The sequence below is a fragment of the Halanaeroarchaeum sp. HSR-CO genome (genome assembly GCF_024972755.1).
Lineage (GTDB): Archaea > Halobacteriota > Halobacteria > Halobacteriales > Halobacteriaceae > Halanaeroarchaeum.
This window is the reverse complement of record NZ_CP087724.1, coordinates 541,137-564,034: the sequence shown is the minus strand read 5'-3', so window position 1 is coordinate 564,034 and position 22,898 is coordinate 541,137. Positions and strand designations below refer to the sequence as shown.

The 22,898-nt window shown below is 66.4% G+C and carries 30 protein-coding genes; 18 read left to right on the top strand and 12 right to left on the bottom strand.

The window, feature by feature from the left end; translation table 11 throughout:
• The first annotated feature begins 88 nt into the window (after nt 1-88).
• Nucleotides 89-754, top strand: a complete 666-nt coding sequence (gene npdG / locus HSRCO_RS03030) for an NADPH-dependent F420 reductase (protein ID WP_259518926.1) — start codon at nt 89-91, stop codon at nt 752-754.
• A gap of 14 nt (nt 755-768) precedes the next feature.
• Here npdG and trxA read toward each other — a convergent pair whose 3' ends face one another.
• Nucleotides 769-1,041 (bottom strand): thioredoxin, encoded by a 273-nt coding sequence (gene trxA / locus HSRCO_RS03025; RefSeq protein WP_259518925.1) that lies wholly within the window; start codon nt 1,039-1,041, stop codon nt 769-771.
• 134 nt (nt 1,042-1,175) lie between these two features.
• On the opposite strand from trxA, the gene HSRCO_RS03020 reads away from it, so the two are divergent.
• The 4 genes from HSRCO_RS03020 to HSRCO_RS03005 all read left to right on the top strand — a co-directional run bounded on the left by HSRCO_RS03020 (nt 1,176) and on the right by HSRCO_RS03005 (nt 3,167).
• The gene (locus HSRCO_RS03020) at nt 1,176-1,337 is read left to right on the top strand and encodes a preprotein translocase subunit Sec61beta (RefSeq protein ID WP_259518924.1); all 162 of its coding nucleotides are present in this window, start codon (nt 1,176-1,178) and stop codon (nt 1,335-1,337) included.
• A 55-nt stretch (nt 1,338-1,392) separates the two neighbouring features.
• Nucleotides 1,393-1,839: a bifunctional nuclease family protein gene (locus tag HSRCO_RS03015; protein ID WP_259518923.1), complete on the top strand. Its 447-nt coding sequence runs from the start codon at nt 1,393-1,395 to the stop codon at nt 1,837-1,839.
• Nucleotides 1,836-2,120, top strand: a complete 285-nt coding sequence (locus HSRCO_RS03010; protein WP_259518922.1) for a phosphoribosyl-ATP diphosphatase — start codon at nt 1,836-1,838, stop codon at nt 2,118-2,120. The genes HSRCO_RS03015 and HSRCO_RS03010 overlap by 4 nt, the downstream gene beginning before the upstream one ends.
• A 66-nt stretch (nt 2,121-2,186) precedes the next feature.
• On the top strand, nt 2,187-3,167 hold the full coding sequence (locus tag HSRCO_RS03005) for an NOG1 family protein (protein ID WP_259518921.1): 981 nt from the start codon (nt 2,187-2,189) through the stop codon (nt 3,165-3,167).
• Between the two features lie 5 nt (nt 3,168-3,172).
• Here HSRCO_RS03005 and HSRCO_RS03000 read toward each other — a convergent pair whose 3' ends face one another.
• On the bottom strand, nt 3,173-4,468 hold the full coding sequence (locus HSRCO_RS03000; RefSeq protein ID WP_259518920.1) for a TIGR00341 family protein: 1,296 nt from the start codon (nt 4,466-4,468) through the stop codon (nt 3,173-3,175).
• Nucleotides 4,469-4,720: 252 nt separating this feature from the next.
• Here HSRCO_RS03000 and engB point away from each other — a divergent pair, with 252 nt between their 5' ends.
• Nucleotides 4,721-5,344 carry a GTP-binding protein EngB gene (gene engB, locus HSRCO_RS02995; RefSeq protein ID WP_259518919.1) on the top strand — a complete coding sequence of 208 codons (624 nt, stop codon included), beginning with the start codon at nt 4,721-4,723 and terminating at the stop codon, nt 5,342-5,344.
• Nucleotides 5,345-5,406: 62 nt separating this feature from the next.
• Nucleotides 5,407-5,715 (top strand): hypothetical protein, encoded by a 309-nt coding sequence (locus HSRCO_RS02990; protein ID WP_259518918.1) that lies wholly within the window; start codon nt 5,407-5,409, stop codon nt 5,713-5,715.
• A 12-nt stretch (nt 5,716-5,727) separates the two neighbouring features.
• Here HSRCO_RS02990 and ddh read toward each other — a convergent pair whose 3' ends face one another.
• Together ddh and HSRCO_RS02980 are read right to left on the bottom strand one after the other, a co-directional pair.
• A complete protein-coding gene (ddh, locus tag HSRCO_RS02985) occupies nt 5,728-6,660 on the bottom strand; it encodes a D-2-hydroxyacid dehydrogenase (protein WP_259518917.1) in 933 nt (310 codons plus the stop codon).
• 149 nt (nt 6,661-6,809) lie between these two features.
• Entirely contained in the window at nt 6,810-8,078 is a 1,269-nt protein-coding gene (locus HSRCO_RS02980) for an NUDIX domain-containing protein (RefSeq protein ID WP_259518916.1), read from the bottom strand.
• 180 nt (nt 8,079-8,258) lie between these two features.
• Here HSRCO_RS02980 and HSRCO_RS02975 point away from each other — a divergent pair, with 180 nt between their 5' ends.
• Both HSRCO_RS02975 and HSRCO_RS02970 read left to right on the top strand, forming a co-directional pair.
• Nucleotides 8,259-9,020 carry a coenzyme F420-0:L-glutamate ligase gene (locus HSRCO_RS02975; RefSeq protein WP_259518915.1) on the top strand — a complete coding sequence of 254 codons (762 nt, stop codon included), beginning with the start codon at nt 8,259-8,261 and terminating at the stop codon, nt 9,018-9,020.
• On the top strand, nt 9,007-9,990 hold the full coding sequence (locus HSRCO_RS02970) for a 5,10-methylenetetrahydromethanopterin reductase (RefSeq protein WP_259518914.1): 984 nt from the start codon (nt 9,007-9,009) through the stop codon (nt 9,988-9,990). Before HSRCO_RS02975 ends, HSRCO_RS02970 begins: the two co-directional genes overlap by 14 nt.
• Here HSRCO_RS02970 and HSRCO_RS02965 read toward each other — a convergent pair.
• Complete coding sequence (locus HSRCO_RS02965; RefSeq protein ID WP_259518913.1) at nt 9,987-10,163, bottom strand: hypothetical protein; 177 nt, start codon at nt 10,161-10,163, stop codon at nt 9,987-9,989. The genes HSRCO_RS02970 and HSRCO_RS02965 overlap by 4 nt on opposite strands.
• A gap of 72 nt (nt 10,164-10,235) precedes the next feature.
• Between HSRCO_RS02965 and HSRCO_RS02960 the strand changes: the two genes are divergently transcribed.
• Nucleotides 10,236-10,511, top strand: coding sequence for a hypothetical protein (locus HSRCO_RS02960; protein WP_259518912.1), 276 nt, complete (start codon nt 10,236-10,238; stop codon nt 10,509-10,511).
• Nucleotides 10,512-10,653: 142 nt separating this feature from the next.
• Complete coding sequence (gene yciH / locus HSRCO_RS02955; RefSeq protein WP_259518911.1) at nt 10,654-10,947, top strand: stress response translation initiation inhibitor YciH; 294 nt, start codon at nt 10,654-10,656, stop codon at nt 10,945-10,947.
• Nucleotides 10,948-10,995: 48 nt separating this feature from the next.
• Here yciH and HSRCO_RS02950 read toward each other — a convergent pair whose 3' ends face one another.
• The 5 genes from HSRCO_RS02950 to HSRCO_RS02930 all read right to left on the bottom strand — a co-directional run bounded on the left by HSRCO_RS02950 (nt 10,996) and on the right by HSRCO_RS02930 (nt 13,345).
• Nucleotides 10,996-11,319: a rhodanese-like domain-containing protein gene (locus tag HSRCO_RS02950; protein WP_259518910.1), complete on the bottom strand. Its 324-nt coding sequence runs from the start codon at nt 11,317-11,319 to the stop codon at nt 10,996-10,998.
• 90 nt (nt 11,320-11,409) lie between these two features.
• Nucleotides 11,410-11,943, bottom strand: a complete 534-nt coding sequence (locus HSRCO_RS02945) for an NUDIX hydrolase (RefSeq protein WP_259518909.1) — start codon at nt 11,941-11,943, stop codon at nt 11,410-11,412.
• Between the two features lie 32 nt (nt 11,944-11,975).
• Entirely contained in the window at nt 11,976-12,410 is a 435-nt protein-coding gene (locus HSRCO_RS02940; protein ID WP_259518908.1) for a DUF5809 family protein, read from the bottom strand.
• Between the two features lie 24 nt (nt 12,411-12,434).
• Nucleotides 12,435-12,785: a DUF5810 domain-containing protein gene (locus tag HSRCO_RS02935; RefSeq protein ID WP_259518907.1), complete on the bottom strand. Its 351-nt coding sequence runs from the start codon at nt 12,783-12,785 to the stop codon at nt 12,435-12,437.
• A 32-nt stretch (nt 12,786-12,817) separates the two neighbouring features.
• Complete coding sequence (locus HSRCO_RS02930) at nt 12,818-13,345, bottom strand: GNAT family N-acetyltransferase (protein ID WP_259518906.1); 528 nt, start codon at nt 13,343-13,345, stop codon at nt 12,818-12,820.
• Between the two features lie 238 nt (nt 13,346-13,583).
• Between HSRCO_RS02930 and HSRCO_RS02925 the strand changes: the two genes are divergently transcribed.
• The 6 genes from HSRCO_RS02925 (at nt 13,584) to HSRCO_RS02900 (ending at nt 18,123) form a co-directional block, all read left to right on the top strand.
• Nucleotides 13,584-15,029 carry a methyl-accepting chemotaxis protein gene (locus HSRCO_RS02925; RefSeq protein ID WP_259518905.1) on the top strand — a complete coding sequence of 482 codons (1,446 nt, stop codon included), beginning with the start codon at nt 13,584-13,586 and terminating at the stop codon, nt 15,027-15,029.
• The gene (locus tag HSRCO_RS02920) at nt 15,022-16,224 is read left to right on the top strand and encodes a GAF domain-containing sensor histidine kinase (protein ID WP_259518904.1); all 1,203 of its coding nucleotides are present in this window, start codon (nt 15,022-15,024) and stop codon (nt 16,222-16,224) included. The genes HSRCO_RS02925 and HSRCO_RS02920 overlap by 8 nt, the downstream gene beginning before the upstream one ends.
• Nucleotides 16,221-16,730, top strand: coding sequence for a deoxyuridine 5'-triphosphate nucleotidohydrolase (locus HSRCO_RS02915; RefSeq protein ID WP_259519766.1), 510 nt, complete (start codon nt 16,221-16,223; stop codon nt 16,728-16,730). Before HSRCO_RS02920 ends, HSRCO_RS02915 begins: the two co-directional genes overlap by 4 nt.
• 54 nt (nt 16,731-16,784) lie before the next feature.
• Complete coding sequence (locus HSRCO_RS02910) at nt 16,785-16,952, top strand: hypothetical protein (RefSeq protein WP_259518903.1); 168 nt, start codon at nt 16,785-16,787, stop codon at nt 16,950-16,952.
• A complete protein-coding gene (gene corA, locus HSRCO_RS02905) occupies nt 16,949-17,932 on the top strand; it encodes a magnesium/cobalt transporter CorA (RefSeq protein ID WP_259518902.1) in 984 nt (327 codons plus the stop codon). The genes HSRCO_RS02910 and corA overlap by 4 nt, the downstream gene beginning before the upstream one ends.
• Before the next feature lie 68 nt (nt 17,933-18,000).
• Nucleotides 18,001-18,123 (top strand): hypothetical protein, encoded by a 123-nt coding sequence (locus tag HSRCO_RS02900; RefSeq protein WP_259518901.1) that lies wholly within the window; start codon nt 18,001-18,003, stop codon nt 18,121-18,123.
• Here the strand turns inward: HSRCO_RS02900 and HSRCO_RS02895 are convergent, their stop codons facing one another.
• Together HSRCO_RS02895 and HSRCO_RS02890 are read right to left on the bottom strand one after the other, a co-directional pair.
• Nucleotides 18,124-18,423, bottom strand: coding sequence for a hypothetical protein (locus HSRCO_RS02895; protein ID WP_259518900.1), 300 nt, complete (start codon nt 18,421-18,423; stop codon nt 18,124-18,126).
• A 441-nt stretch (nt 18,424-18,864) separates the two neighbouring features.
• Nucleotides 18,865-19,443 carry a mechanosensitive ion channel family protein gene (locus HSRCO_RS02890; RefSeq protein WP_259518899.1) on the bottom strand — a complete coding sequence of 193 codons (579 nt, stop codon included), beginning with the start codon at nt 19,441-19,443 and terminating at the stop codon, nt 18,865-18,867.
• 152 nt (nt 19,444-19,595) lie between these two features.
• Between HSRCO_RS02890 and HSRCO_RS02885 the strand changes: the two genes are divergently transcribed.
• Entirely contained in the window at nt 19,596-22,721 is a 3,126-nt protein-coding gene (locus tag HSRCO_RS02885; RefSeq protein WP_259518898.1) for a right-handed parallel beta-helix repeat-containing protein, read from the top strand.
• Nucleotides 22,722-22,898: the final 177 nt, after the last annotated feature.

Genomic DNA, 22,898 nt, shown 5'->3' with positions numbered 1-22,898 from the left:
TCCGCGGACATCGAGGACCAGGCACCGACGACGGGCAACACGTCGCAGGGTAACAACGCTTATTTCGCCGCCGACGCAGGTTCGGCGTATGCGAATCTCCCTGCTCGGCGGCACCGGCGACATCGGTGGCGGCCTCGCACTACGATGGGCGTACGACACTCACCACGAGGTCGTGATCGGATCCCGAGACCCCGAGCGCGCACGGACCAAGGCCGAAGAGTACGAGACCGAACTCGCCAGTCGCGACGTCGACCGGAAGGTGACCGGCTTCGCCAACGAGATGGCGGCCGACCGGGGCGACGTCGTCGTCCTGGCGGTCCCCCCGTACCACGTCGCCGACCTGGTCGAGACCGTCGCCGACGTCCTCGAGGACACCATCCTCGTCTCCCCCGCGGTGGGCATGTCACGGGACGAAGCGGGACTCCACTACAACCCGCCGGACGTGGGGAGTGTCACCCAGCTCGTCGAGGCCGTCGCGCCAGACGACGTCCCCGTCGTCGGGGCCTATCACAACCTCTCGGCCGACCGGTTGGCCAACCTCGACCTCGAGATCGACCTGGACACGGTACTCGTCGGGGACGACCTGGACGCCAAAGAACAGATATCCCAGCTGACCGCGGGCATCGACGGACTCCGTCCGCTGGACGGCGGTGGGCTGGCGAACGCGCCCGAGGTCGAGGGCATCACGCCACTGCTAGTCAACCTCGGAGCGTTCAACGACGACCTCCACGACGTGGGAGTAAAATTCCAGTAAGACGGGTGCGGAGATCAGGCGCCGGCCTTCTCGAGTGCGTCCTCGAGCGTATCGCGCTGTGTCACACCGACGAAGCGGTCGACGAGTTGCTCTTCGTTCTTGACGATGATCGTCGGAATCGAGCGGACCTGGTACTCGTTGGCGACGTCGGGTTCCTCGTCGACGTCGACGTACTCGAAGGTCACCGCGTCTCCGTAGTCCTCCTCCAGTTCCTCGATGATCGGATCCTGGGTCTTACACGGGCCGCACCAGTCGGCGTGGAAATCCATGAGGGTAACGTCCGTCATTAGTCTACTGGCGATAGTTACGGCCCGCGCATAAGAGTTTCCTCACGTATCGGCACGCCCCGCCGTCACCCAGTCCCCGGGACGGCGGTCGGGACGTCGAAAGGTTTACGCGCGAGCGTGAGCGAGAGGTACTCATGAGCTCCGGTCAGAACTCCGGTGGGCTGATGTCGAGTGCGGGCCTCGTCCGCTATTTCGACGCCGAGAACCAGAACACCATCAAGATCGACCCGAAGACGATCCTGGGTTTCGGCGTCTTCTTCGGCATCCTGGTGCGGCTGCTCACCATCACCGTGTAGGTTCGATCCGACGCCGACAAGGCAACCTTTTGAAGTGCGGGCCCGACGCCTACGTATGAACGCGACCATCGACGCCGTCCGGGTGGCGGGCACGCCGGACGGACCGACGCCGGTCGTCCTGCTCGACGTCGGGGACGCCGACGACGTGCTGCCGATTTTCATCGGATTCGAGGAGGCAGTGAGCATCGCCCGTGGCTTGGACGCCGCGGACATCGGTCGCCCCCTCACGCACGACCTGACCCTCGACATCGTCGAGGAACTCGGCGGGCGGGTCGACCGGATCGTCGTGAACGAAGTCCGTGATGGGACCTTTATCGCCGATCTTCATCTCAATACGCCACGCGAAGACGTGGTCGTCGACGCCCGACCGAGCGATTCGCTCGCACTCGCTGCGCGAACGGGCGCCCGCATCGAGGTCGCCGAGGCGGTCTTCGAGGACGCGCGTCGCGACAGAGCGGACTTCGAGGACCTGGAGGACATCAGGGAGGTCGTGGGGCAATGAGCGATATCCTCGAAGAACTATTCGCCGTGATCGAGGAGCGCAAGGAAACGCTTCCGGAGAGCTCCTACACCGCCTCGTTGTTCGACCACGAGAAGGGACAGAACGCCGTCCTGGAGAAACTGGGCGAGGAGACGACCGAGGTCGTGCTGGCCGCCAAAGACGGCGAGCGTGACGAACTCGCCCACGAATCCGCCGACCTGGTCTACCACCTGCTCGTCCTGCTCTCGATGCACGACATGAGCCTGGAGGACCTCCTCGCCGAGCTCGAAACCCGGCGATGACCGACCGACGCCGGGCGACGAGCGGAGATACGTGCGCTTTTCCGTCGTGGTCTCCTACCCGAGTCCATGATATTCGAAGGCCTCCCGACGACCCCGACGTCGGAGGAACTCCTCGATAAGGCCTTCTCGCGAGCGGCCCGCGCCGGTCGTGCCAAACACGGCGTCGAGGCCCAGGAGTCGATGCTCCAGACCGCCTCGAACATCCTCTCGGACAACCTGGAGAACGTCGTGACCGCCTGGCCCGACTTCGAGACCGTCGACCCCTTTTATTACGAGCTCGCGGACGCCATCGTCGACGTCGACGCGTTGCGCCAGCACCTCTCCCAGGTGAGCTGGGCGAGCCGGAAGACCCACGACCTCGGCCGGGAGTACATGCGGAAGTTGCCCCGCGGCGACACCGACCACGCCATCAAGATTCGTAAACAGGGGTTCGCCCGGATGGGCTCGGTGCTGAACCAGGTCGAAGACGACCTGGCCGTCATCTCCGAGGCCCGCGACGCGCTCAAGACCCTCCCCGATATCCGCCCCGATCAGCCGACCATCGTGGTGGCCGGCTATCCAAACGTGGGGAAGACGGCGTTCGTCAACGCCCTCACGAACGCGCGCAACGAGACGGCCGCCTACCCGTTCACGACGAAGGGCGTCCGTATCGGCCACGTGGAACGCGACCACGTCCGATACCAGCTCGTCGACACGCCGGGGCTCCTCGACCGCCCCGCCGAGGACCGCAACGACATCGAATCGCAGGCGGTGAGTGCGCTCACCCACCTCGCAGACGTGGTGCTCTACGTCTACGACGCGAGTGAGACCTGCGGCTACGAACTGACCGATCAGCAGGCGCTCCACGAGGAACTCACGGCGCGATTCGACGTCCCCGTCCTGACCGTCTGCAACAAGGCCGACCTCTCGACGGCGGTGGACGCCGACCTGTCCATGACCATCCCCGAGCACGCGGACGGCGAGAAAACGGGCGACGGCATCGATGCCGTGCTCGACGCACTCGTCGAGGCCATCGGATACGAACCGGAACTGCCCTTCGACGGATAAGCCGGTCACTGCGAGACGACCGTCCGGACGATCCTGACCTCGACGGTCACGTCGTGTTCGAGGGAGCGATCGATCCGGTCGTCGAGTCGGTCGGCGAGGTCGGGCGGGTCCATCCCCGGGGGAACGCCGACCGTCACAGTTACGCGCTCGGGTTCGCTAAAGATGACCCGCTCGGTCTGGCGAACCGAGACGTCGAGCAACACAACCTCCTCGAACGCTGGTTCGTCGAGCACCGCGTCGATGTCGGCGTGGATCTGGCGCTCGATTTCGGCACTCGAGACCGAGTCGTAGGTGACCGCACCGAGAAACAGCGACAGGATGGCGATGGCGGCGACGAGGACCCCCACTCGTTTGACCGTCTTGGAATACGCCTCCTCCCGGCGGAGGAAGTTGTGCGGCCGGTAGCCAGCGTACCAGAAGACGATCAGCGCCGCCAGATTGATGGAGAGGACGTTGACGAGGGTCAAGACCCCCGAGGAGAGCGCGACGACCGGGAGCCCATACGCGATGCCGATGCCCATCGTCGCGGCCGGCGGGATCAACGCCACGGCGATCATGACGCCGACGAGCGCCGAGGAAACGCCGGCGGTTAGACTCATCGCTCCCGCGACACCCGCACCGAGGGCGACGACCAGCGAGAGGAAGTCGGGGGCCAAACGCGCCTCGACCTGCCCGATGGTGGTGGGGTCGAGGCCCGGCGGCACCAGCGAGGTGACCCTGATGAACAGGGCGAAGAGGGCGGCGGCGACCACAGCCAGCACGAGGCCCAGCACCTGTAGTTTGATGCCGCGGTCGACGAGGTCTGCATCGTCCACGACGGTACCGACGCTGGCGGACATTGCCGGGCCGATGAGTGGCGCGATGACCATCGAGCCGACGACGACCGCCGGCGAGTCGAGAAGGAGGCCCACCGTCGCGATGACCGCACTGACCACCGTGAGGATGACGTAGGTCGGCACCGACCGGACGAGGTCCTCGGCGGTAGCTCGAAGCTCCTCGCGGGCGACCTGCTCGCCGTTGTCTTCGTCCTCCTCGTACCGTTTCTGTAACTTGTCGAATTTCCGGGAGACGACCGTCTCGGCAGCCATGACGACCGTGTACGCTTCGTCGGAGAGCCCGGCGTCCTGGAGGTCGTCGAGGACGTCCTGGACGGCCGCCGAGGGAAGCGGGAAGTAGACGATGGCGGTGTAGCCGCGGTGGCTCGTCTCCTCGGTGACGACGTAGTCGATCTCGTAGTCCTCCAGCACCCGTAACACCGTCTCCCGTTTGCCGGTGGGGATCGTGACTTGGAGGAGTCGCACTCCTGTCCGTTCACAGCACGACCCCAAAAACGTTCAGGCGCGAGGGGGCATGGCGGAGCGCTCGGCGTCACTGGCGAACAGACGACACTAACGGCGGCGACGGGTCGCTGTGTCGCCGATTTCGCTCGGGCGACCCGCCGTCTCGGTCACGTCACGGTCCGGGGTGGGCCGGCCATGCTATTTGAACCCTCGTCTGCAGAGTGGGTCGAACCGTCGCGAAACCCGTAAAGTCGCTGGGCGGATACGACCGGTATGTTCGAGACGCGCCCGGACCGCGAGGCGGAGGTGGTCCTCGTCGGCAGGTCGAACGTCGGCAAGTCCACGCTCATGCGGGAGTTGACGGGCCACTCGTTCGACGCGGGTCGGAAACCAGGGGTGACCCGCGAGCCCAATCACTACGACTGGGCGAGCGAGGACTTCGTCATCACCGACCTCCCGGGCTTCGGGTTCATGTCGGGCGTTCCGGAGGAGCGCCGCGAGCAGATCAAGACCGACGTCGTCCGATACCTGGAGCGGTACGCCGAGAACATCCTCGTCGGCGTGATCGTTCTCGACGGGAAGAGCGCGGTGGACATCATCGATCGTCACTCCGGGGAGGACGAGATCCCCCACGACGTAGAGTTCTACTACCTGCTCAGGGACCTGGACATCCCGCCGGTGATCGCCGTCAACAAGATGGACAAGGTCGACGACCGCGACGAGCGCCTGAACGAGATCGCGGACCGCTTCGGCCTGCTCCCACCCTGGACCCAGTGGCGTGACACCATCGCTCCCATGACCGCCAAACGTGGCCAGATCACGTCCCTCGAGGCGGCCGTCAACGACCACCTCGACGCCGCGAAGCGGGACGACCTGAAGAAGTTCTTCTCGGACTGACCCGACGCCCGACGGGGCCAGGGTTATGCTGTTGGAATGCCAACAGTTAGGCGGCGATACCGATGTCAGAATCCCTGCCGACCTACGAGGTGTACCTCGACACCGAGGGATTGCCCCTCGACCTCACCTCGCCGGTTCACACGGCCGATATCATGTACTACGACACCGGCATCTGGATCGAACGCGAGCAGGACCGCCTGTTCGTCCCCTATCGTCGGGTGCAGGTCATCCGAGAACTCACGGACCGATCCGCAGCAGTCGCCGAAGGAACCGAACCCGAGGCGGAGACCGTGGAAACTGGGGAGACGGAACCGACGGAGACGGATCCCGACGGGCGGACGACTGAACCACCGAGCGATCCGGTCGAGTGATCGGAATCCGGATCAGACTATACGGTTGACCGGGCCCTCGTCCGCGCCGATCAGTCGGAGATTCTCCCGGACGAGGCGAGCGATGTCCTCGTAGTACCCACGCTTCCGGGCGGCGACGTGTGGGGTGACGAGCACCTCGTCCATGTCCCAGAGCGGCGACTCGCGGGGAAGCGGCTCCTCCTCGAAGACGTCGAGTGCGGCACCCGCTATGTTCCCCGCCTCGAGTGCCTCGACGAGGGCGTCCTCCTGGACGACCGACCCGCGGGCGACGTTGACCAGATAGGCGTCCTCGCGCATCGCCTCGAACTCCTCGGGGCCGAACATGCCCGCCGTCGCATCCGTGAGGGGGACGGTCAGGACGACGAACCGGGCGTCCTCGATGGCCTCGTGGAGTTCGCTCGGCGTGTAGACCTCTGGAACGTGGGAGACCCGGGTCGGCGTCCGCCGGACGCCGGTGACGTCCATGTCGAAGCCGGCCGCTCGCTGGGCGACCCCTTGCCCGAGGGTCCCCAGGCCGACCACACAGACCGCCTCGCCGAAGAGGGTGAATGGCTCGTCCCAGGGCGGTGCATCCCACTCGTTGTCGGACTGCGCTTCGACGTAAGTGAACAGACGCCGCGCGATGGATGCCATGAGCCCCACCACGGTCTCGCCGACCGCCTCGCCGTGGATGCCGGTACTGTTCGTCAAGAGTACGTCGTTCTCGCGGAGGTCGTCGAGCGGGAAGCGGTCGTAGCCCGCCTGGATCGAGTGGATCCAGTCGAGGTGCTCGACGTACGCGTCGAGATGGGCGAAGGTGACCACCGCCTCGAGGTCTGCGATCTCGTCGTCACCGACGACGGAGACGGTCGGGCCGGTATCGGCGAGGTCCTGCATCAGTACTTCGGGTGGGAAGACCGCAGAGACGCTCTCGTGGATGCCCAGGTGCTCGATGTCGGGAGCCATGGCGCCCCGTACTCAGCGCTCCCGATTGAAGATTGTGGCAGCGGAAGATGGGGCGACTCGGGGAAAATCCCTCGTCACACGGGGCTCGGTGGGGGTAACGCTTCGTCACCGTCGCCCCGTCGAGTCTACCCGCCCGGTCGCCAAATGGGTTACTCCTCGGACGGGGCATCGAGCGACCATCGCGAGCGAGCGGCGTGGACGGTCGCCATCGACTCGATCTGGCCGGCATCGAGGACGCCCGCCTCGGTCACGACGCCATCGAGCAATCGCTCCGGAACGCGTTCGAAGGTAGGATTCGCCACGGTCACGGGGGCGTCTCCCTCGTACAGGGTCGCTGGATCCGCGGGCTCGATACCGACGCGCTCGTCGGGAGCGATCTTGTCGCTCGAACAGACGGCGAGACAGGGGACCCCGGAATCCCTGGCCGCCAGTGCGAGCGCTCGGCTCCCGACCTTGTTCACGACCGCGCCGTCCGGGAGGACGGTATCGGCGCCGAACAGACACAGGGTCGCATCGTCGACCACGCCCGGGAGATTGGCGTCGGTCGTAAGCGTGACCTCGTGGCCCGCCGCGGCGAGTTCCTCGGCGACCGAGACGCCCTCCCCACCCGGCCGAGATTCCGCGACGGTGACCGTCTCTGGAGCCCCGGCACGGAACGCCTCCAGGACCGTCCCCGACCGGGAGAGCGTGACGACGCGTTCGCCCGCGACGTGTTCACACGCCGTCTCCGCGGCCCGCCGGTCAGCGGCCAGCGCCGCCTCGATGGCATCGCCGGCCGCTCGTTCGACCGCCTCCGGGGACCTGTCGGCGCTCGCGACGGCCATGACGCGGTTGACCCGATTGCGGACGGCCGCCATCGTCGGCCGCGCGTCCAGGAGGCCCTGCGCGGTCTTCGCCAGGTGGTCCCAGTCCGCCCCGCTCCCCTCGACACCGAGGGCGGCGGCATCGCGAAGGACCTCCAGCGACCGCAACGAGACGTACGCCGACCCGTGCTCGTCGTCGGCGCGAACCGTCTCGACCGTCGGGGCGACGCGCCAGTAGGATTCCCACAGGTCGGGCACCGTTTCGCGGCGCAAGATCGCCGTCGGCGGCGCCCACTCCACCGCCGTCGTCTCCTCGTTCGGAACCACGTCGCGGTGCGCCGCGTCGAACAGGTAGGGGGTGACGATCCAGCGCGTTCCGCGGGACTCGTCCTCGACCGAGAAGCGTTCGCCGCGGCGGACGAACGAGACCTCGGCCGGTTCGAGGCCCGTCTCTTCTTCGATCTCTTCGAGCGCTTTCGCATCCGGTGATCCCTCGGCGTGGCCGGCGACCGCGCCCCAGCGACCGGAGTAGGAGCCGACGGCGTCGCTTCGCCGGAACAGGAGGACGTCGGCCTCGTGCCGCAAGAAGACCGTGACGACCCGCGTTTCGTCCATGGGGACACTGACTGGGGCGGAGGATTTGCTTCTTTGGGATGGGCGGGTGGTGGGAACCGGTCGTACGGTGGTACCGCCAGCAATCGTCGCAGGACGACGTCCGTCCCCGACACTCCACCACCGGGACACCCATCTCCGGTACCGGTCGACCTTTTAGGCGACCGACGACAACTGGTGAGCATGCAGGCCTTCGCAGTCCCGGACCTCCCCGAGATACGACCGGGTGACGACCTAGGCGCCCTCCTCGCCGAGCGCGCCGACCTGTCCGATGGCGACGTCGTACTCGTCGCCAGCACGATCGTCTCGAAGGCGGAGGGGCGGACGGCCGACCTCGCCGACTTCGACCCGGGCGAGCGAGCCGTCGAGATCGCCGACGGAATCGCGGCCGCCACCGACGAACAGAAGGACCCGCGGTTCGCCCAGGCGATACTCGAGGAGTCCGCGGACCTCCTGCTGACGAGTCCGTTCGTCCTGGCCGTGACGCAGTTCGGCCACGTCGGGGTCAATGCGGGCATCGACCGGTCGAACACGGGCGGTGCCGAACTCCTTTTGCTGCCCGAAGACCCCCAGGCGAGCGCTGCGCGACTCCGCGAGGCCGTCGATGCGGAGGTCGCAGTCGTCGTGACCGATACCTCGGGACGACCGTTCCGGATCGGGCAACGTGGCGTCGCCATCGGCTGGTCGGGACTGCCCGCGACCCGCGATTGGCGGGGCGAGACCGACCGCGACGGTCGCGAACTCGAAGCGACGGTCGAGGCCATCGTCGACGAACTCGCCGCCACCGCGAACCTCGTCACGGGCGAGGGCGACGGGGGGAATCCCGTCGCCGTCGTGCGGGGATTCGATTTCGACGGGTTCGATGGGTCGGCGACGCTGTTTCGAGAACCGGAGACCGACTTCGTCCGCCAGGCCCTCGAGGAGTGGTCGTATGCAGGGCATTGAACTGACGCCCGAGATTCCCGTCGACGAGGTGGTCGAGCTCGGCCGTCGCGCGGAGGGCGAGGGGTTCGACACCGTGTTCGTCTCCTCGCATTACAACAACCGGGACCCGTTCCAGACGCTGGCGCGCCTCGCCGCGGAGACGGACCGGGTTCGTCTCGGCCCCGGCGTCGCGAACCCCTACGAGACCCACCCGGTGAAACTGACCTCGCAGGTCGCGACGCTCGCCGAGTCGAGCGACGATCGGGCCGTCTTCGGCGTGGGCGCCGGCGACCGGTCGACCCTGCGGAACCTCGGGATCGACCGAGAGCGACCGCTCCGGCGGGTCCTCGAGACGATGCGAGTCGCTCGGCGCCTCTTCGCTGGCGAGCGCGTGGACCACGACGGCACGTTCACCGTCCGGGACGCCGGGTTGAACTACGACGTGGGCGACGTCCCGGTCTACGTCGGCGCCCAGGGCCCACACATGCTTCGGATGGCCGGCAAGTACGCCGATGGAGTCCTGGTCAACGCCTCACACCCCACGGACGTCGCCTGGTCGAGCGATCGGGTGGCGGAGGGCGCCGACGACCGCGATCCATCGCTCGCCGACCCGGACGTCGCGGTGTACGCGAGCGTCAGCGTCGCGGAAGACGAGGCGGCGGCACGTGAAGCAGCGCGTCCCCCGGTCGCCTTCATCGCCGGTGGTGCGGACGAACGCGTCCTCGATCGGCACGGCATCGAGGTGGAGGCGGCGACGGCCATCGGCGAGGCCGTCGAAGCCGGCCGCTTCGATGCGGCCTTCGAGGCCGTGACGGACCCGATGCTCGACGCCTTCAGTGTGGCCGGTCGCGTCGAGACGGTCGCGAATCGGTTCGAGGCGCTCCTGGAACACGCGGATAGCATCGTCGTCGGCGCGCCGCTGGGCCCCGACAGGGCGGCCGCTATCGAATTGGCCGCCGACGCGTTCGACCGCGTCGCGGAGAATCGTTAGTTACCGGCGAGCACCGAGAGGATACCGCCGGCCGCTGACACACCGAACACGCCCAGGGCGACCGTCAGGACGCCGACTGAAGCGAGCAGCAGGAGCGGCGCGACGGGGTCGTTTCCGGCGACGCCGATGAAGAGGCTCACGACCTCTACCAGGTTGTCGATGATCCAGACCATGCCTGACAGTGTTTCCTGAGGTACCTTAGACCCTCCGGGACGATTATGAGCCCCGGGGTGCAATCGGCGTCCGTGACACGGGACGCGAGACTCGACGCTTTCGCCGCGAGAGGGGCGGCCACCGAGGATACGGACGGTGAGGGGGCGACCGAAGATGCTGCCGAGGACGGTGAAACCGAGGTGAGCGACGAGCGGGTAGCAGGCGAGGACCCTCCGTCACTCGTCACCACGAGTGAGTGGACGCCGGATGGGGAGGAGTGCCCCACGTGCGGGGAGGTCGTGGAACGTCGGTGGCGACAGAACGGGGCGCTCGTCTGCCCGGAATGTAAAAATTGGAGCGAACTGTGACAGAACCGTGCGAGCGCGGCCCGAAACCCACTGTCAGCGGGACGAGCGCAGCGATGGGGCTCGCTCTCGGCGAGGGCGACGACGGCGCTCGATTCGGGGTTGCGACAGTGTTTAATAGATTGCTTTCGTAGCACTCGGCGTAATGTCGGAAGTCTGCTCGACGTGCGGATTGCCCGAGGAACTCTGCGTCTGTGAAGACGTCGCCAAAGAGTCCCAGGAGATCACGATCCGCATCGACGAGCGCCGCTACGGAAAAGAGGTCACCGTCATCGAGGGGTTCGATCCGGACGACGTCGATCTGAGTTCGCTGTCCTCGGATCTGAAATCGAAACTCGCCTGCGGAGGAACCGTCGACGACGGCGAGATCGAACTCCAGGGGAACCATCTCGGCCGCGTGGAGGATTTCCTCCGCGATCGCGGGTTCAACGTCGCCTGACCGATTTTCCACCGACGCGATTGCGACGCACGATCACCGTCTCGTCGGTCACTCGCTTGGCTCGAGGTCGCCGTCCCACGCCTCCAGGCCACCCTCGAGCGAGGCCACGCGCGTCTCGGCGTCGATCCCTTCGTAGGAGACGATGAGGCGGACTGCCTGCTTGCTGGCCTGTCCGTGTGGACAGACCGTAACGACGGTCTCGGCCCCGTCGAGCTCCGGGACGTACTCGCTCAGCGAGTGCATCGGCATGTGCTCGCTGCCCGGGATGTGGCCCCGGTCGAAGGCCGGCTTCGTTCGAATGTCGACGATCCGCAGGTCCGCTCCCGACTCGCGTAGCGACGCGAGCTCCCCGGGAGAGATCTCCTCGACCATGGCCGCACTCGGTGGGCCGCGGACTAAAGCACCCCGACCGCGGGGGTCGCTGTCGGCGCGTGACCCGCGCGGGACGGTCCAATCGTCGACTCAGAGGTAGCCATCGGTCGCGGCGACGAGCAGACCCTCGAGGGTGGCGTCGTTCGCCGGCTCCGTGCGGGCGACCTCCACGGCGTCCGCCCTGGGAACCCGCGTGACGGAGAGGAACTCGTTTCGGTCCAGGTCGCGCTCGCCGGGCCGCAGGTCCGTCGCGACGACGTAGCCCCGCTCGTGTCGCAGCACGCCCGTCGCGACGTCGACCGTCTGGAGGTGCGTGACCGAGTCGGCCGTAAAGCCCGTCTCCTCGCGGAGTTCGCGGGCGCCGGCGGTCTCGTAGTCCTCGCCGTCCTCGACGATCCCCGCGGGCAGTTCGAGACAGTGGTCACGGATCGTCGGTCGGTACTGCTCGACGAACAGGACCTCGTCGCCGTCGATGGCCACGACCACGACCGCCGCCGGGAGATCGGCCCAGTAGTAGCGCTTGGTGGAGCCGTCGGGCTGTTCGACCAGGTCGTACCCGCCGTCGTACCAGCCGGTCTCGTACTCGGTCACCGATTCGCGGACCGACCACGCCGTATCCGTCATGGCTGGACGATGGACCGTCGAGTACTATGGCCTTATCCCTCGCCGTTGTCGCTAAAAAGGGTGCGGTAGTGCCGGCCGAATGCCTGGCGCTGGAGCGTGCCGACGGCCGCATCCGGTTCCTGCTGATAGGTCACGGCGGCGACGACCCCCTCGAAGGGGACCGGATGCCAGGCGACGCGGTCGACGTTCTCGTTGCCCTCCTCGTGGGCGTCGAGGTCGGGGTGGTCGTCGAGCCACGCCTCGTACTCCTCGCGCGTGCCGAGGGTGACTTCGAGCAACGAGGCGAAGAGGGCGTCGCGTGCGGTACCGACGACGTCGGTCGTGACGCGCTCCCGGTACTCCTCCCGGTCGAAGTCCATCGACTTCGCGACCTCCTTGGTCACGGTCTGGGCGGCCGGACCGAGCGTCTCGTACTGCTCGCGGGCCGCCGCTGCCGTCTCTGGGTCCAGCAATCCCCGGGTCTCCATATGCAGTCGTCGGTGTCGGGGGTTCTACTCGCTTTCGGAGTCCTCGAGCATCTGTCGGGTCAACTCGCGAGCCTCCTCCAGGACCGCGCGGTCGTCGGCGGACATGGCGTCGAGGTTCGTCCGTTGCTCGATGGCGGCCGAGCCACGGGTGCCGTGATCGTGTTCCGGCTCGGGCGCGTCGACGTCGACCGTCTCGGCGTGCTCGGCGACGAGCGGTCCGAGCGTCTCCGGGTTCATCGCACCCCAGTCCTCGACGCGCTCGTCGAGCCAGGATTCGTGGCCGTCGCCGTGAATCATGGCCGTGAACGCGAGGTGGTTCGCCAGGTGTTCGGCGTCGACCTGTGGTTCCTCGCAGACCGGACAGGCGTATCCCATGCCGTCAGGAAGGCGCGCCGCGGTAAAACGTATCACGGTCCACGGCGAGCGTGGAGGATCAACGCGTCCTCGCCGTCGGGGTAGTAGCCGGGATAGGTCCGTACCGGGGAGAAGTCGTGTCGTTCGTAGAGTGCGATGGCTCGTTCGTTGCTCTCCCTGACCTCGAGACGAACCGTGAAGAGGCCGTGCTCTTCGAGGACCGACAGCGCCCCTTCGAGCAGTTCGGACCCGATGCCCTCACCCTCTCGGTCGGGCGCCACCGCGAGGTCCTTCACGTGGCCCATCGGCTGTCCGTTCACCCGGACGCCAGTCGCGACGACGTGGCCGACGACCTCGGCGTCGAGCAGGTCGTCGTCGGTTCGCGCCTCGGCGACCAAAAAGCCCGGCTGGCCGAGGAACTGCTCGAATGCCTCCGTCCCCCAGGGGTGGGCGAACGCCGCTCGCTCGACGCGGAGGATCTCCAGCATGTCCGCACGGGCCGCCTGTCTGATCGCGATGGCGTCCGCGGGAGAGACGGTCGTCACGGTCCTGTCTTCGGTCGGGGCGGACAAGAGGGTCACGGACGAACCCCACGAAGCTACGACGTGGTATCGAGGGTCATACAGCCCGATGACCTGGAGTATCGGAGGGAAAATCGGAGGCGAACGAAGCGCCGACTGCGGCGAGAGTCTTGTACTGGCGTGGGGATATGGGTAAAACTTTTGAAGGTAACTGTACCCATCAGGCGATAATGTGTGATCGAACGAGCACGATCCAGCGAGTGACGGGCGATTTCGAGCGCTCGGACGGTGATTCCAGATGAGTACGGGGTCGGTCAGCGACTCGCTCGCGCAGTCGATCAGCACCCAGGGCGAGTACTCGGAGGCCGAACTCCGGGCATTCCTCGAAGAGAACGTCGAGAAGGTGATCGAATCCGCCGGGATCCCGATGCGCGTACTCAGTCCGGATTTCGAGGTGCTGATGGAGAACTCCCGGATGGAAGAGATGGGTGGAATCGACGCGGAGACGATGAACAACCAGGGGCTCCACTGCTACGACCAGTTTTCGAACGACGACGTCTGTGGCACCGAAAATTGCACGCTCAAGCAACTCGTCGACGATGACGCTGATAGCGTCACGGTGGAAGTCCCGAAAGAAGCCTACGACGGCGAGGTCTACCAGGTAGAGGTCATCGCCGAGCCAATCGAGGACGACTCGGGCAACGTCGTCGCCATCAGCGAGAGCTTCCGGGATTACACGGAGATCAAGCGTATCGTCACGGACGCGGAAGGGCTCTCCGAACGGATCCAGGACGGTGACCTCGACGCCAGGATGGACGTCGCCGACCTGGAGGACTACTATCTGGAGATGGGCGAATCGCTGAACGACCTGGTCGCGACGATCCAGGACGTCGTCGGGGACATCGAGGCGTCGGTGGCCGAACTCGTCGAGGTCTCCTCGGCGGTCGTGGAGAGCACCCAAGAGATTTCCGAACTGTCGGACGAACAGTCCCACGAGATCTCGACCGTCGCCGACGAGATCTCGGGGCTCTCCGCGACGGTCGAAGAAGTCGCCGCGAGCACCCAGGACGTCAACGACCGCGTGTCGACGATCGCCGAGCGCGCGAGCGAGGGACAGGGAGACGCCGAGGAGGCGCTCGAGATGATGGACGCCGTCGCCACGTCGATCGACGACGTCAACCAGCAGATCGCCGCCCTCCACGATGCGATCGGAGAGATCGGGGAGTTCGTCGAGCTCATCGACGACATCGCCGATCAGACGAACCTGCTGGCGCTGAACGCGAACATCGAAGCCGCGCGGGTGGACGAAGACGGTGGCGGGTTCGAAGTCGTCGCGAACGAAGTCAAACAGCTCGCCGAACAGACCCAGGACAACGCGGCGGAGATCGAATCGCGGATCGGCGAGATCCAACGACAGTCGGCGGAGACGACCGAGAGCATCGAATCGATGACCCACACCTTCGATCGAAGCCGCGAGCAGATCACCGGTTCGTTGGACACCCTCGAAGCGATCGCAGCAGACGTCGCCGAGGTCGCCAACAGCGTCGAAGAACTCTCGGACGCCGCCGACGACCAGGCCGCGAGCACCGAGGAGATCGCGGCGACGATCGACCAGTCCGCGGAGAAAGCCGCGGAGATCGCCGAGGAAGCCGAACAGATCGCCGGGATGAACGAGGAGGAGTCCGCGATGATCCAGCGGATCGATACCGCACTCGACCAGTTCTCGACGGACGACGATGGATGAACAGCGCACGCTCGAAGATCGAGAGTGTCCCCGTCTCCACGGGAACTGGAGCGCTGCGATGGAACTCGTGGACGTCAAATCCTCCCCCGAGTACGGATTCGAATCGGGAATCCGGCGGGGCCTGGAGATCCTGACCGATCGGTCGGGATTCCCGCTCGCCTACCTTGCACACATCGACGATGGACGACAGCAGTTCCGAGTCGTCAACGACGAACTCGGGGTCGAAGCGGTCGACGAAGGGCGAACCGACTCGTTATCGAATTCGTACTGCCGGTTCACGGTGGCTGGAGAACCGGGACTGACCGTTATCCGGGCCGGTCACGACGTGGGCCGTGATGACCCCGCTTACCAGGCATTTGGCTTCGAGGTGTACGTCGGAGTCCCGGTTCGCGTCGACGGCAACCTCTACGGGACGCTGTGTCTTGGCGACGTGGATCCCGATCGCGAGTCGCCGTCGACGGAACTCCGGTCGTTCGTCCAATTCGTCGCCGCGTGGATGGGCGCCCAGATTCAGCGACTCGAGCAGGCACGCCACACGGCGGTCCTCCAACGCGTCCTCCGCCACAATCTCCGCAACTCCCTCAACATCATCAGCGGCTACGCGGACACCCTGCCCGATATAGAACGGTGCTATCCCGCACTCGATATCATCCAGGAGGAGGCGTCCTCACTCGTCCGGTTGAGCCGAGAGGCACAACGCATGGAGGCGATCCTGCACGGGCACACCCAGCTCCAGCGAATCGACCTCGGATCAGCGCTTGCAACGCTCGTCGCGGACGTTCGTCGGAGCCACCCGAACGCCACTATCGAGCTGAACGGCACCGAACCGATCACCGTGTCGGCAATTTCACACCTACGATTCGCCCTGGAGGAACTCGTCCGAAATGCGATCGAACACGCCGATCGGCCGGATCCGACGGTCACGGTGACAGTCGACGAGGACGACGACAACGTCGGCGTCCGGGTCGCCGACGACGGCCCAGGCATTCCGGAAACGGAAGCGGAACCGCTCCGGGGACCGGACGACGTCGATCCCGTCAACCACGGTTCCGGACTGGGTCTCTGGCTCGTCCGACTGATCGTCCAGCAGTCGAACGGGTCGATATCGATCCGGACCGGCGACCCACGAGGAACGGTCGTCGTCGTCCGGCTACACCGATCCAATACGGGATCCGCCTCGAATGAAAACGCATAGGACCGTCGGTCACCGCCCATCAATCGATGTTCAGAAGCGGGGCATTCGTCGCCGACCACCTCGACGGCGTCGGCGAACAACAAATACAGCCCAACGGCGTCGACCTCACGCTCGACTGGATCCTCGAACAGCGCGAACCGGGCTACATCTCCCGGGACGGGACCGCCATCGGGGAACGACAGACCGTCAATCTGGACGAGCGCGACGACGAGCGCGAGACCTACTACCTCACCCCGGGGGGCTACGTCCTCCAGTACGCGGAGACGGTGTCAATCCCCGAGGAGCACGTGGGCTTCATCCTCCCGCGCTCCTCGTTGATGCGTAACTCGGCGATGCTCAACACCGCCGTCTGGGACGCCGGCTACACCGGTCGCGGCGAAGGGTTACTCCAGGTCCACCACGACATCGAACTGGAGCGGGGAGCGAGGGTGGCCCAGCTGGTCCTCGCCGCCGCGGACCACGAGGGGCTGTACGACGGGTCCTACCAGGGCGAACGGGTCGACTGACGGGACTGCTGTCCTGGGGGGACGATTTTTGGGAGTGGGCCGCGAGACGGTGGTATGCACGGTCGCCCGATGCGCCTCGGTCTGGTCAGCACGCTCGTCGGCATCGGTGGCTACGTTCTCGGCCTCGTCGTCGACTACCCGGGGCGAGCCTTCTCGGTCACGCTCGCGATGGTGGGGATCACGTTGCTCGTCATCGGTGACGACTGGGGTGATCGTGGATGACAATCCAGACGGTGGTGTACAGAGACGACGGGACGGCGTCCTTCGACGACCCACTCGCGGCCAAACGGGCGGACGGTACCACCTGGGTCCGCGTGGTCGATCCGACACCGGACGAGCGGGCGACCCTCGAATCGGCGTTCGGCCTCCATCCGCTGTCCCTCGAGGACGTCACCGAGGGTGACGGGCGCCCCAAGGTCGAGGAGTTCGACGATCACACCGTCATCCTGGTCAAGACCGCGCGGCTCCGGGGTGGCGACGTGAGCTTCGTGGAGGAACTCCGCGTCGGCGCGGTGGGACTGTTCGTAGGGGCGGACTGGCTCGTGACCATCGGCGAGCGCGAATCGACCGCCGTCCAGCGGATCTGGGACCGGGTCGTCCAGGGCGAACGACGCCTCCTGACCAGGGGGCCGGATTTCACCGCCTCGCGCGTCGTCGACGCCATCGTCGACGAGTACTTCGATATCCTCGACGAAATCGAATCCCAGATAGAGGTCGTCGAGGAGCAGGCCATCGCCTCACCCGATTCGACGACGCTCGAGCAGATCAACGAACTCCGCCGCGACCTGCTCTCGGTGCGCCGGCTGCTCTGGCCGACCCGGGACGCGCTCTCCACGCTGGCCCGCGGCGACCCGGAGTTCGTCCAGGCGGAGACGGAGAAGTATTTCCGGGACGTCGCCGACCACCTGATCCAGCTCGTCGAACTGGTCGAGACCTACCGCGACCTCGTCACCGGCACGCGGGACATCTACCTCAACTCCCTGTCGACGTCCACCAACGAGGTGATGAAGACGCTCACCGTCGTGGCGACCATCGTCCTCCCTCTGACCTTCGTCGCGGGCCTCTACGGGATGAACTTCGAGGCGAGTCCCTACAACATGCCCGAACTGACGTGGACGTTCGGCTATCCGGCGGCCCTCCTCGGGATGGCGGGAATCGCGGGCGTCATGATCGCGTACTTCCACCGCAAGGACTGGCTCTGAGCGGGGCTGGTCGGTCGAGGGGCCCGATACCCCGCGATTGAAATAGCGTTCGACCGTAGCCCCCGTCGATGACAGACGACGAACCATCCCTCCGAGAGCAGGCGAACGAACTGGCGGAGAACCTCGCGGAGAACGTCGAGGGCCCCGCCGACCGCGAATCGGGTGTCGGTTCAGCAGACGACGAGGAGTGATCAGACCGCGCGGAGACGCAGGAGTCGCGGTTCGTAACCAGCCGGATGGTCCGACAGCGGGAGCACCCGGGGTTCACCTCGGAGCGCGATGAACTTCGCCAGGTCGTCGTCGCCCACCCGGCGCGGCCGCACGATGTTGTACGACAGATAGCGCAGTTCGCCGTCCACCTCGGCGACGACCGGCATCCCCTCGCCCTCGAAGGCCAGGACCAACGGGTCCGTGTCAGCCCACGTGTCGGCGATGCGATCACGATAGCTGCCGACGCTGCTACTTCCTTCGACGTCCGTCTGTTCGTCCATATCCAGGGACACGGACTGCGACCGAAAAGACCCGAGCCAGACGCGGAGTGAAAGTGAAAGTGCGGGCACAGCGTACGGCCCGCGCTGGGACGTGAAAAAGCGGAAGTGGACCGGGTGACTGGCGGCCCGGTCCGCACGAGGTGACTACTGGTTCAGTGGCGCCAGTCAGTGGGATTCGGGTGCGGACTGGCCGCACTCCGGACACATGGATTGGCTCTGGATCGGTACCATCGTCGCGCCGCAGCGGTTGCAGTTCATGACACCTGATGCTGCGAGGCCCTAAAATAAATGTCTTTCTGTATAAGCCGTCATGGTTTGATACACTATGTCCTATTATGGATGCCCAATTCCTTGTATGCCGCGGGACGCGCTCACGCACCACTGACTGAGCGGCCGAGAGGCACGGGACGGGGGACGAGGATTTCGACGGAATCGTCGTCGTCAGTCCATCTCGTCGACGATCGGGGCGGAGTCCAGCCGACGCCACTTCTCGTCGACGTCGGCGTTCGCCAGAACGACCCGTTCCCCGTCGTCGGTCTCCAGGCGCGTCTTCCGCAGGCCGATGCTGGCGACGGTGCCGGTCACCGAGGCCGTCGTCACCTGATCGCCGACCTCGAAATCCGGGTCGCGCAGGAGGTAGACACCGGACACCGTGTCGGCGACGACGTTCGAGAGGGCGTAGGAGATACCCAGCGCGATGAACCCAGTCGCGGTCCCCAGACTCGCGGCGATCTCGCCCATCCCGAGGATGTCGAGGACGACGAGCACCGCGCCGAACCAGAGGAAGATCGTGACGACGAGGACCCCGAGATCCACGACGAGGTCCTCCTCGGACGGGAGGGTCGCGTCGATGGCCCGCCGGGTGAGCGCCCGAATGCCGGTGATTCCCACGGCTGCGACCAGCAGGAACGCGACCGCCGCCATGATCGATGGGAGCGCCTCGAGGACCGAAGCGACGAAGGTATCGACGGCCCGGACGACGCCAGCCACCAGAGCAAACGGTCCGACTGTCGCGATCATGTCAGAAACTCGTCTGAACGGTGGATAAACGTGTCGGCTACTGGACGGTATCGGACCGAATCGGGCCGGCGAGTGCCGGACGCGGAGACGGTCGCTACCTTTTTGATGAGTGCGGTCGGTCGTTAGGTATCTACAGCCAGGTAGCTACCCGTATGCAACCGGTTAACCGTCGTCTCCTCACGGTCGTCCTCCTCGTCGGTGTGGTGACCGCTGCAGCGGCCGGTATGACCGCCGTCGCGGGTGCCGACGATGGTGCCGACGTGACCTTCATCGAGGGGGACGTCACGGGAGACACCACCTGGACGCCCGAAGCAGGCCCCTATCGAGTGATTCGAGACGTCGACGTACAGGACGGCGCAACCCTCACGGTCGAACCGGGGACCGAGGTGCAGGTCGCCGACGGCCGAACGATAACCGTCGCGGGATCGCTCGTCGCGAACGGAACGGTCGCTTCGCCAGTCACGATACGCATGACCCCCGGAGCGTCCACGGCCGCGCGATGGTCGACGCTCCGCTACGAGGGGGCGGCGGACTCGACGCTCTCGCTCTCGAACACGACCGTCCAGGACGCTCGCGTCGGTATCACCGTCGCGAGCGACGCCGGCGACCTCTCGATACACGACGTGACCGTCCGAAACGTCGCAAACCACGGTCTCGCCGTCACTGACGTGACGAGCATCCCCGAGGTCGACGTCGAGGACTCGACGTTCGCGAACGTCGGCGGGCACGGGATCGCCGCGACCCCGGCGTCCGGGTCCCTGGAAGCCATCTCGCTCGGGACGAGTTCGAACGTGGTCGGCGAACGGGCCCGGCATACCCTGACGCTGGAACCCGGCGTCGAGGTGACCACGAACGAACTCCGACTCTCCTACGGCGAGCACGGTGACGTCTCGAGCGTCGATGCGGGCGCCATCCAGCGGTTCGGCGTCGATACCGACGAGGATGGCGCCATCGAGCGGTCGCTGACCCAGCACGTCGGGGCCGTCACTGCCACCGACGGCAGGATAGCCATCGACCTGTCACGCGCAGTCACGATCGAGGGTGACGAACGGCTGGTTCTCGCGGTCGACGGAGTCGGGAATCCCGAGACGCGAGGGATCTACCGGGTCGACGTCGCCGCCGACAGGGACGGCGTCTCACAACTCGCGGACGGCGTCCACGCGCCGCTCACTATCGGCGGTATCTCGAGTGACCACGCCGATACCGACGTAGTGACGCCGACGGCCGTCGAGTCGCTGTCGGTCCGGGAGACGACCTTCGAGGGGATCGGCGGTGCGGGCGTCCGCGTGGACGCGGACGAGCTCTCCCGCCTCCGGCTGGCGAACAACCGTTTCGACGCGGTCGACGGGGCGGGCGTCCACCTCCGAGGCCGGACCATCGACGCTCGCCTCCACGGAAACCAGATCAGTGCCGGGGACGCCGGCATCCGCGTGGCGGTGCGCGACCGGCTTGGCCACCTGACGGTTGCGAGCAACGCCGTCACCGAGAGCGAGAGCGGTCTCGCCATCCGCCAGTCGGGCTCCAGGGCACGCGCCTCGCTCGGTATGACGGTCGAGCGCAACGAGTTCGCGGACAACGACCGGTACGGCATCGACGTCGACGCAGACCGAGGTCGACTGAGTGGCGGGTCGGTGTCCTCGAACGAACTCGTGACGAACGGCGAGGGAGGGATCCGACTGGCGACGGACGGGATCCACGGCGTCACGGTCGCAGACAACCGGATCGCCGACAACGACGGCGACGGACTGTGGGTCCGTACCCGGCGACTCGAGTCGGTCTCCATCGCCGAGACCGCCGTTAGCGGGAACGCCGGCGATGGCCTGGCTATCCGGACGTACGCCTCCGCCAGGGACCTCTCGATCCGGAACACTACCGTCGTGGATAACGGCGGTCACGGCGTGTCGGTCCGGACCGACCTCGTCGCCCATGGCCTGACGGTCGCCGATAGTCAGTTCGCGAACAACGCCGGGGCGGGTATCGCCGTCACCAGCCCGCTGACACACGGCGGATCGGTCGACGTCACGGAGAGCGTCGTGGCCGCGAACAACTACGGGATACACGTTGCGGGGGCACTCCGGGCGAACGTCTCCGAGAACGACATCGTGTACAATACGAACGCCCACGCGAGTGCGGTCCCACTGGACGACGTCGAACCCGGAACCGCGATCAGCGTCACCGAGGGGTCGGCGGGCGTGGTCGTCGACCGCGGCGGCAGCCACGTCTCCCTGGACGACCTCGTCTCGGACCCCCGTATCGACGTGCAACTGGCCAGCGTCGGCCCGAACCCCGAGATAGCGGTGGTCCTCCGGACCGACGGCCAGGGGCACACCCGGTACCAGGAGGCGGCCGCCCTGCCGGTGGCGTCCATCCTCGGTGACATCCCGACGGGCGTCGCGCTGTCGACCCGCGAAACCGCGGGCGTGACCCTCGCCGAGAACGACGTGTACGACCACCCGCGCGGCCTGACGGTCGACGTGGCGCCGCTCATCGACACCAACACGACCGCGCGATTGCTGGTCGAGAACGTCCGGACGGTCTCCGCCGAGCGAACGTACTGGGGTGCTGAGACCGGTCCGTTCCACGACTCGATACTGCCGTCGGGGACCGGCGATCCGATCGTGACGCGAGCGGGCTGGGTCGACTTCGTCCCGTACGCCACCGAGGCGAACGGCGACCGGTACGAACGGCCCCAGCCCGCGCTCTCGGCGCCCGCCGAGGCGGTCCCGAACGAGACCGTCACCCTCGACGGCAGCCGATCGACCGCCCCGAACGGGACGATCGCTCGATATCACTTCGTCGTCGATGGAACGGCCCGGTCGAGACCGGCCGCCACCCACTCGTTCACCATGCCCGAATCGGCGGTGACGACCCGACTCGCCGTCGAGGACGAACTGGGCATCGATAGCGAGGGGGCAGCGACCGTGACCGTCGAACCCGTGGAGCCGGAGGAGACCACCACGGCGACGACGGCACCGGTCACCACGACGGGGCAACCGGAACCGGAAGACTCGGGGCTGCTCGGAACCGTCCTCGCCGTCCTCGGCGGCCTCTCCTATCTGGTGGGGGTGGTGCTCGGGACCTACGGCATGTGGTTGACACTTCGGCAGCGTAATCCCCCCTACGACGGACGGATCGTCCACGGGTTCGCTATCGGGGGTGTCGTGATCTGGGCCGTCGGTGGACTGATCGTCGGGGACGGTCTCTGGCGGCTGGCCGTCGCTGCCGGAGCGTTCTGGACACTCGCCACAGCCATCGCCTACGTACTCGCGAGTCGCTGATAGAGCGGAGACAGTCGCAGTTGCCGTCCGGGAAGTCCACACCCAGGGGGAGGAGAGAACGGATGTGGACCATGGCCCTTGCGGGCCATTTGACCTCTAGGCGAACGACGTTAGTATGTATTCCGGTTCGGAAGACGAGACACTAACTGGTAGCCGTCCGGCATAGCAAGCGGTGCC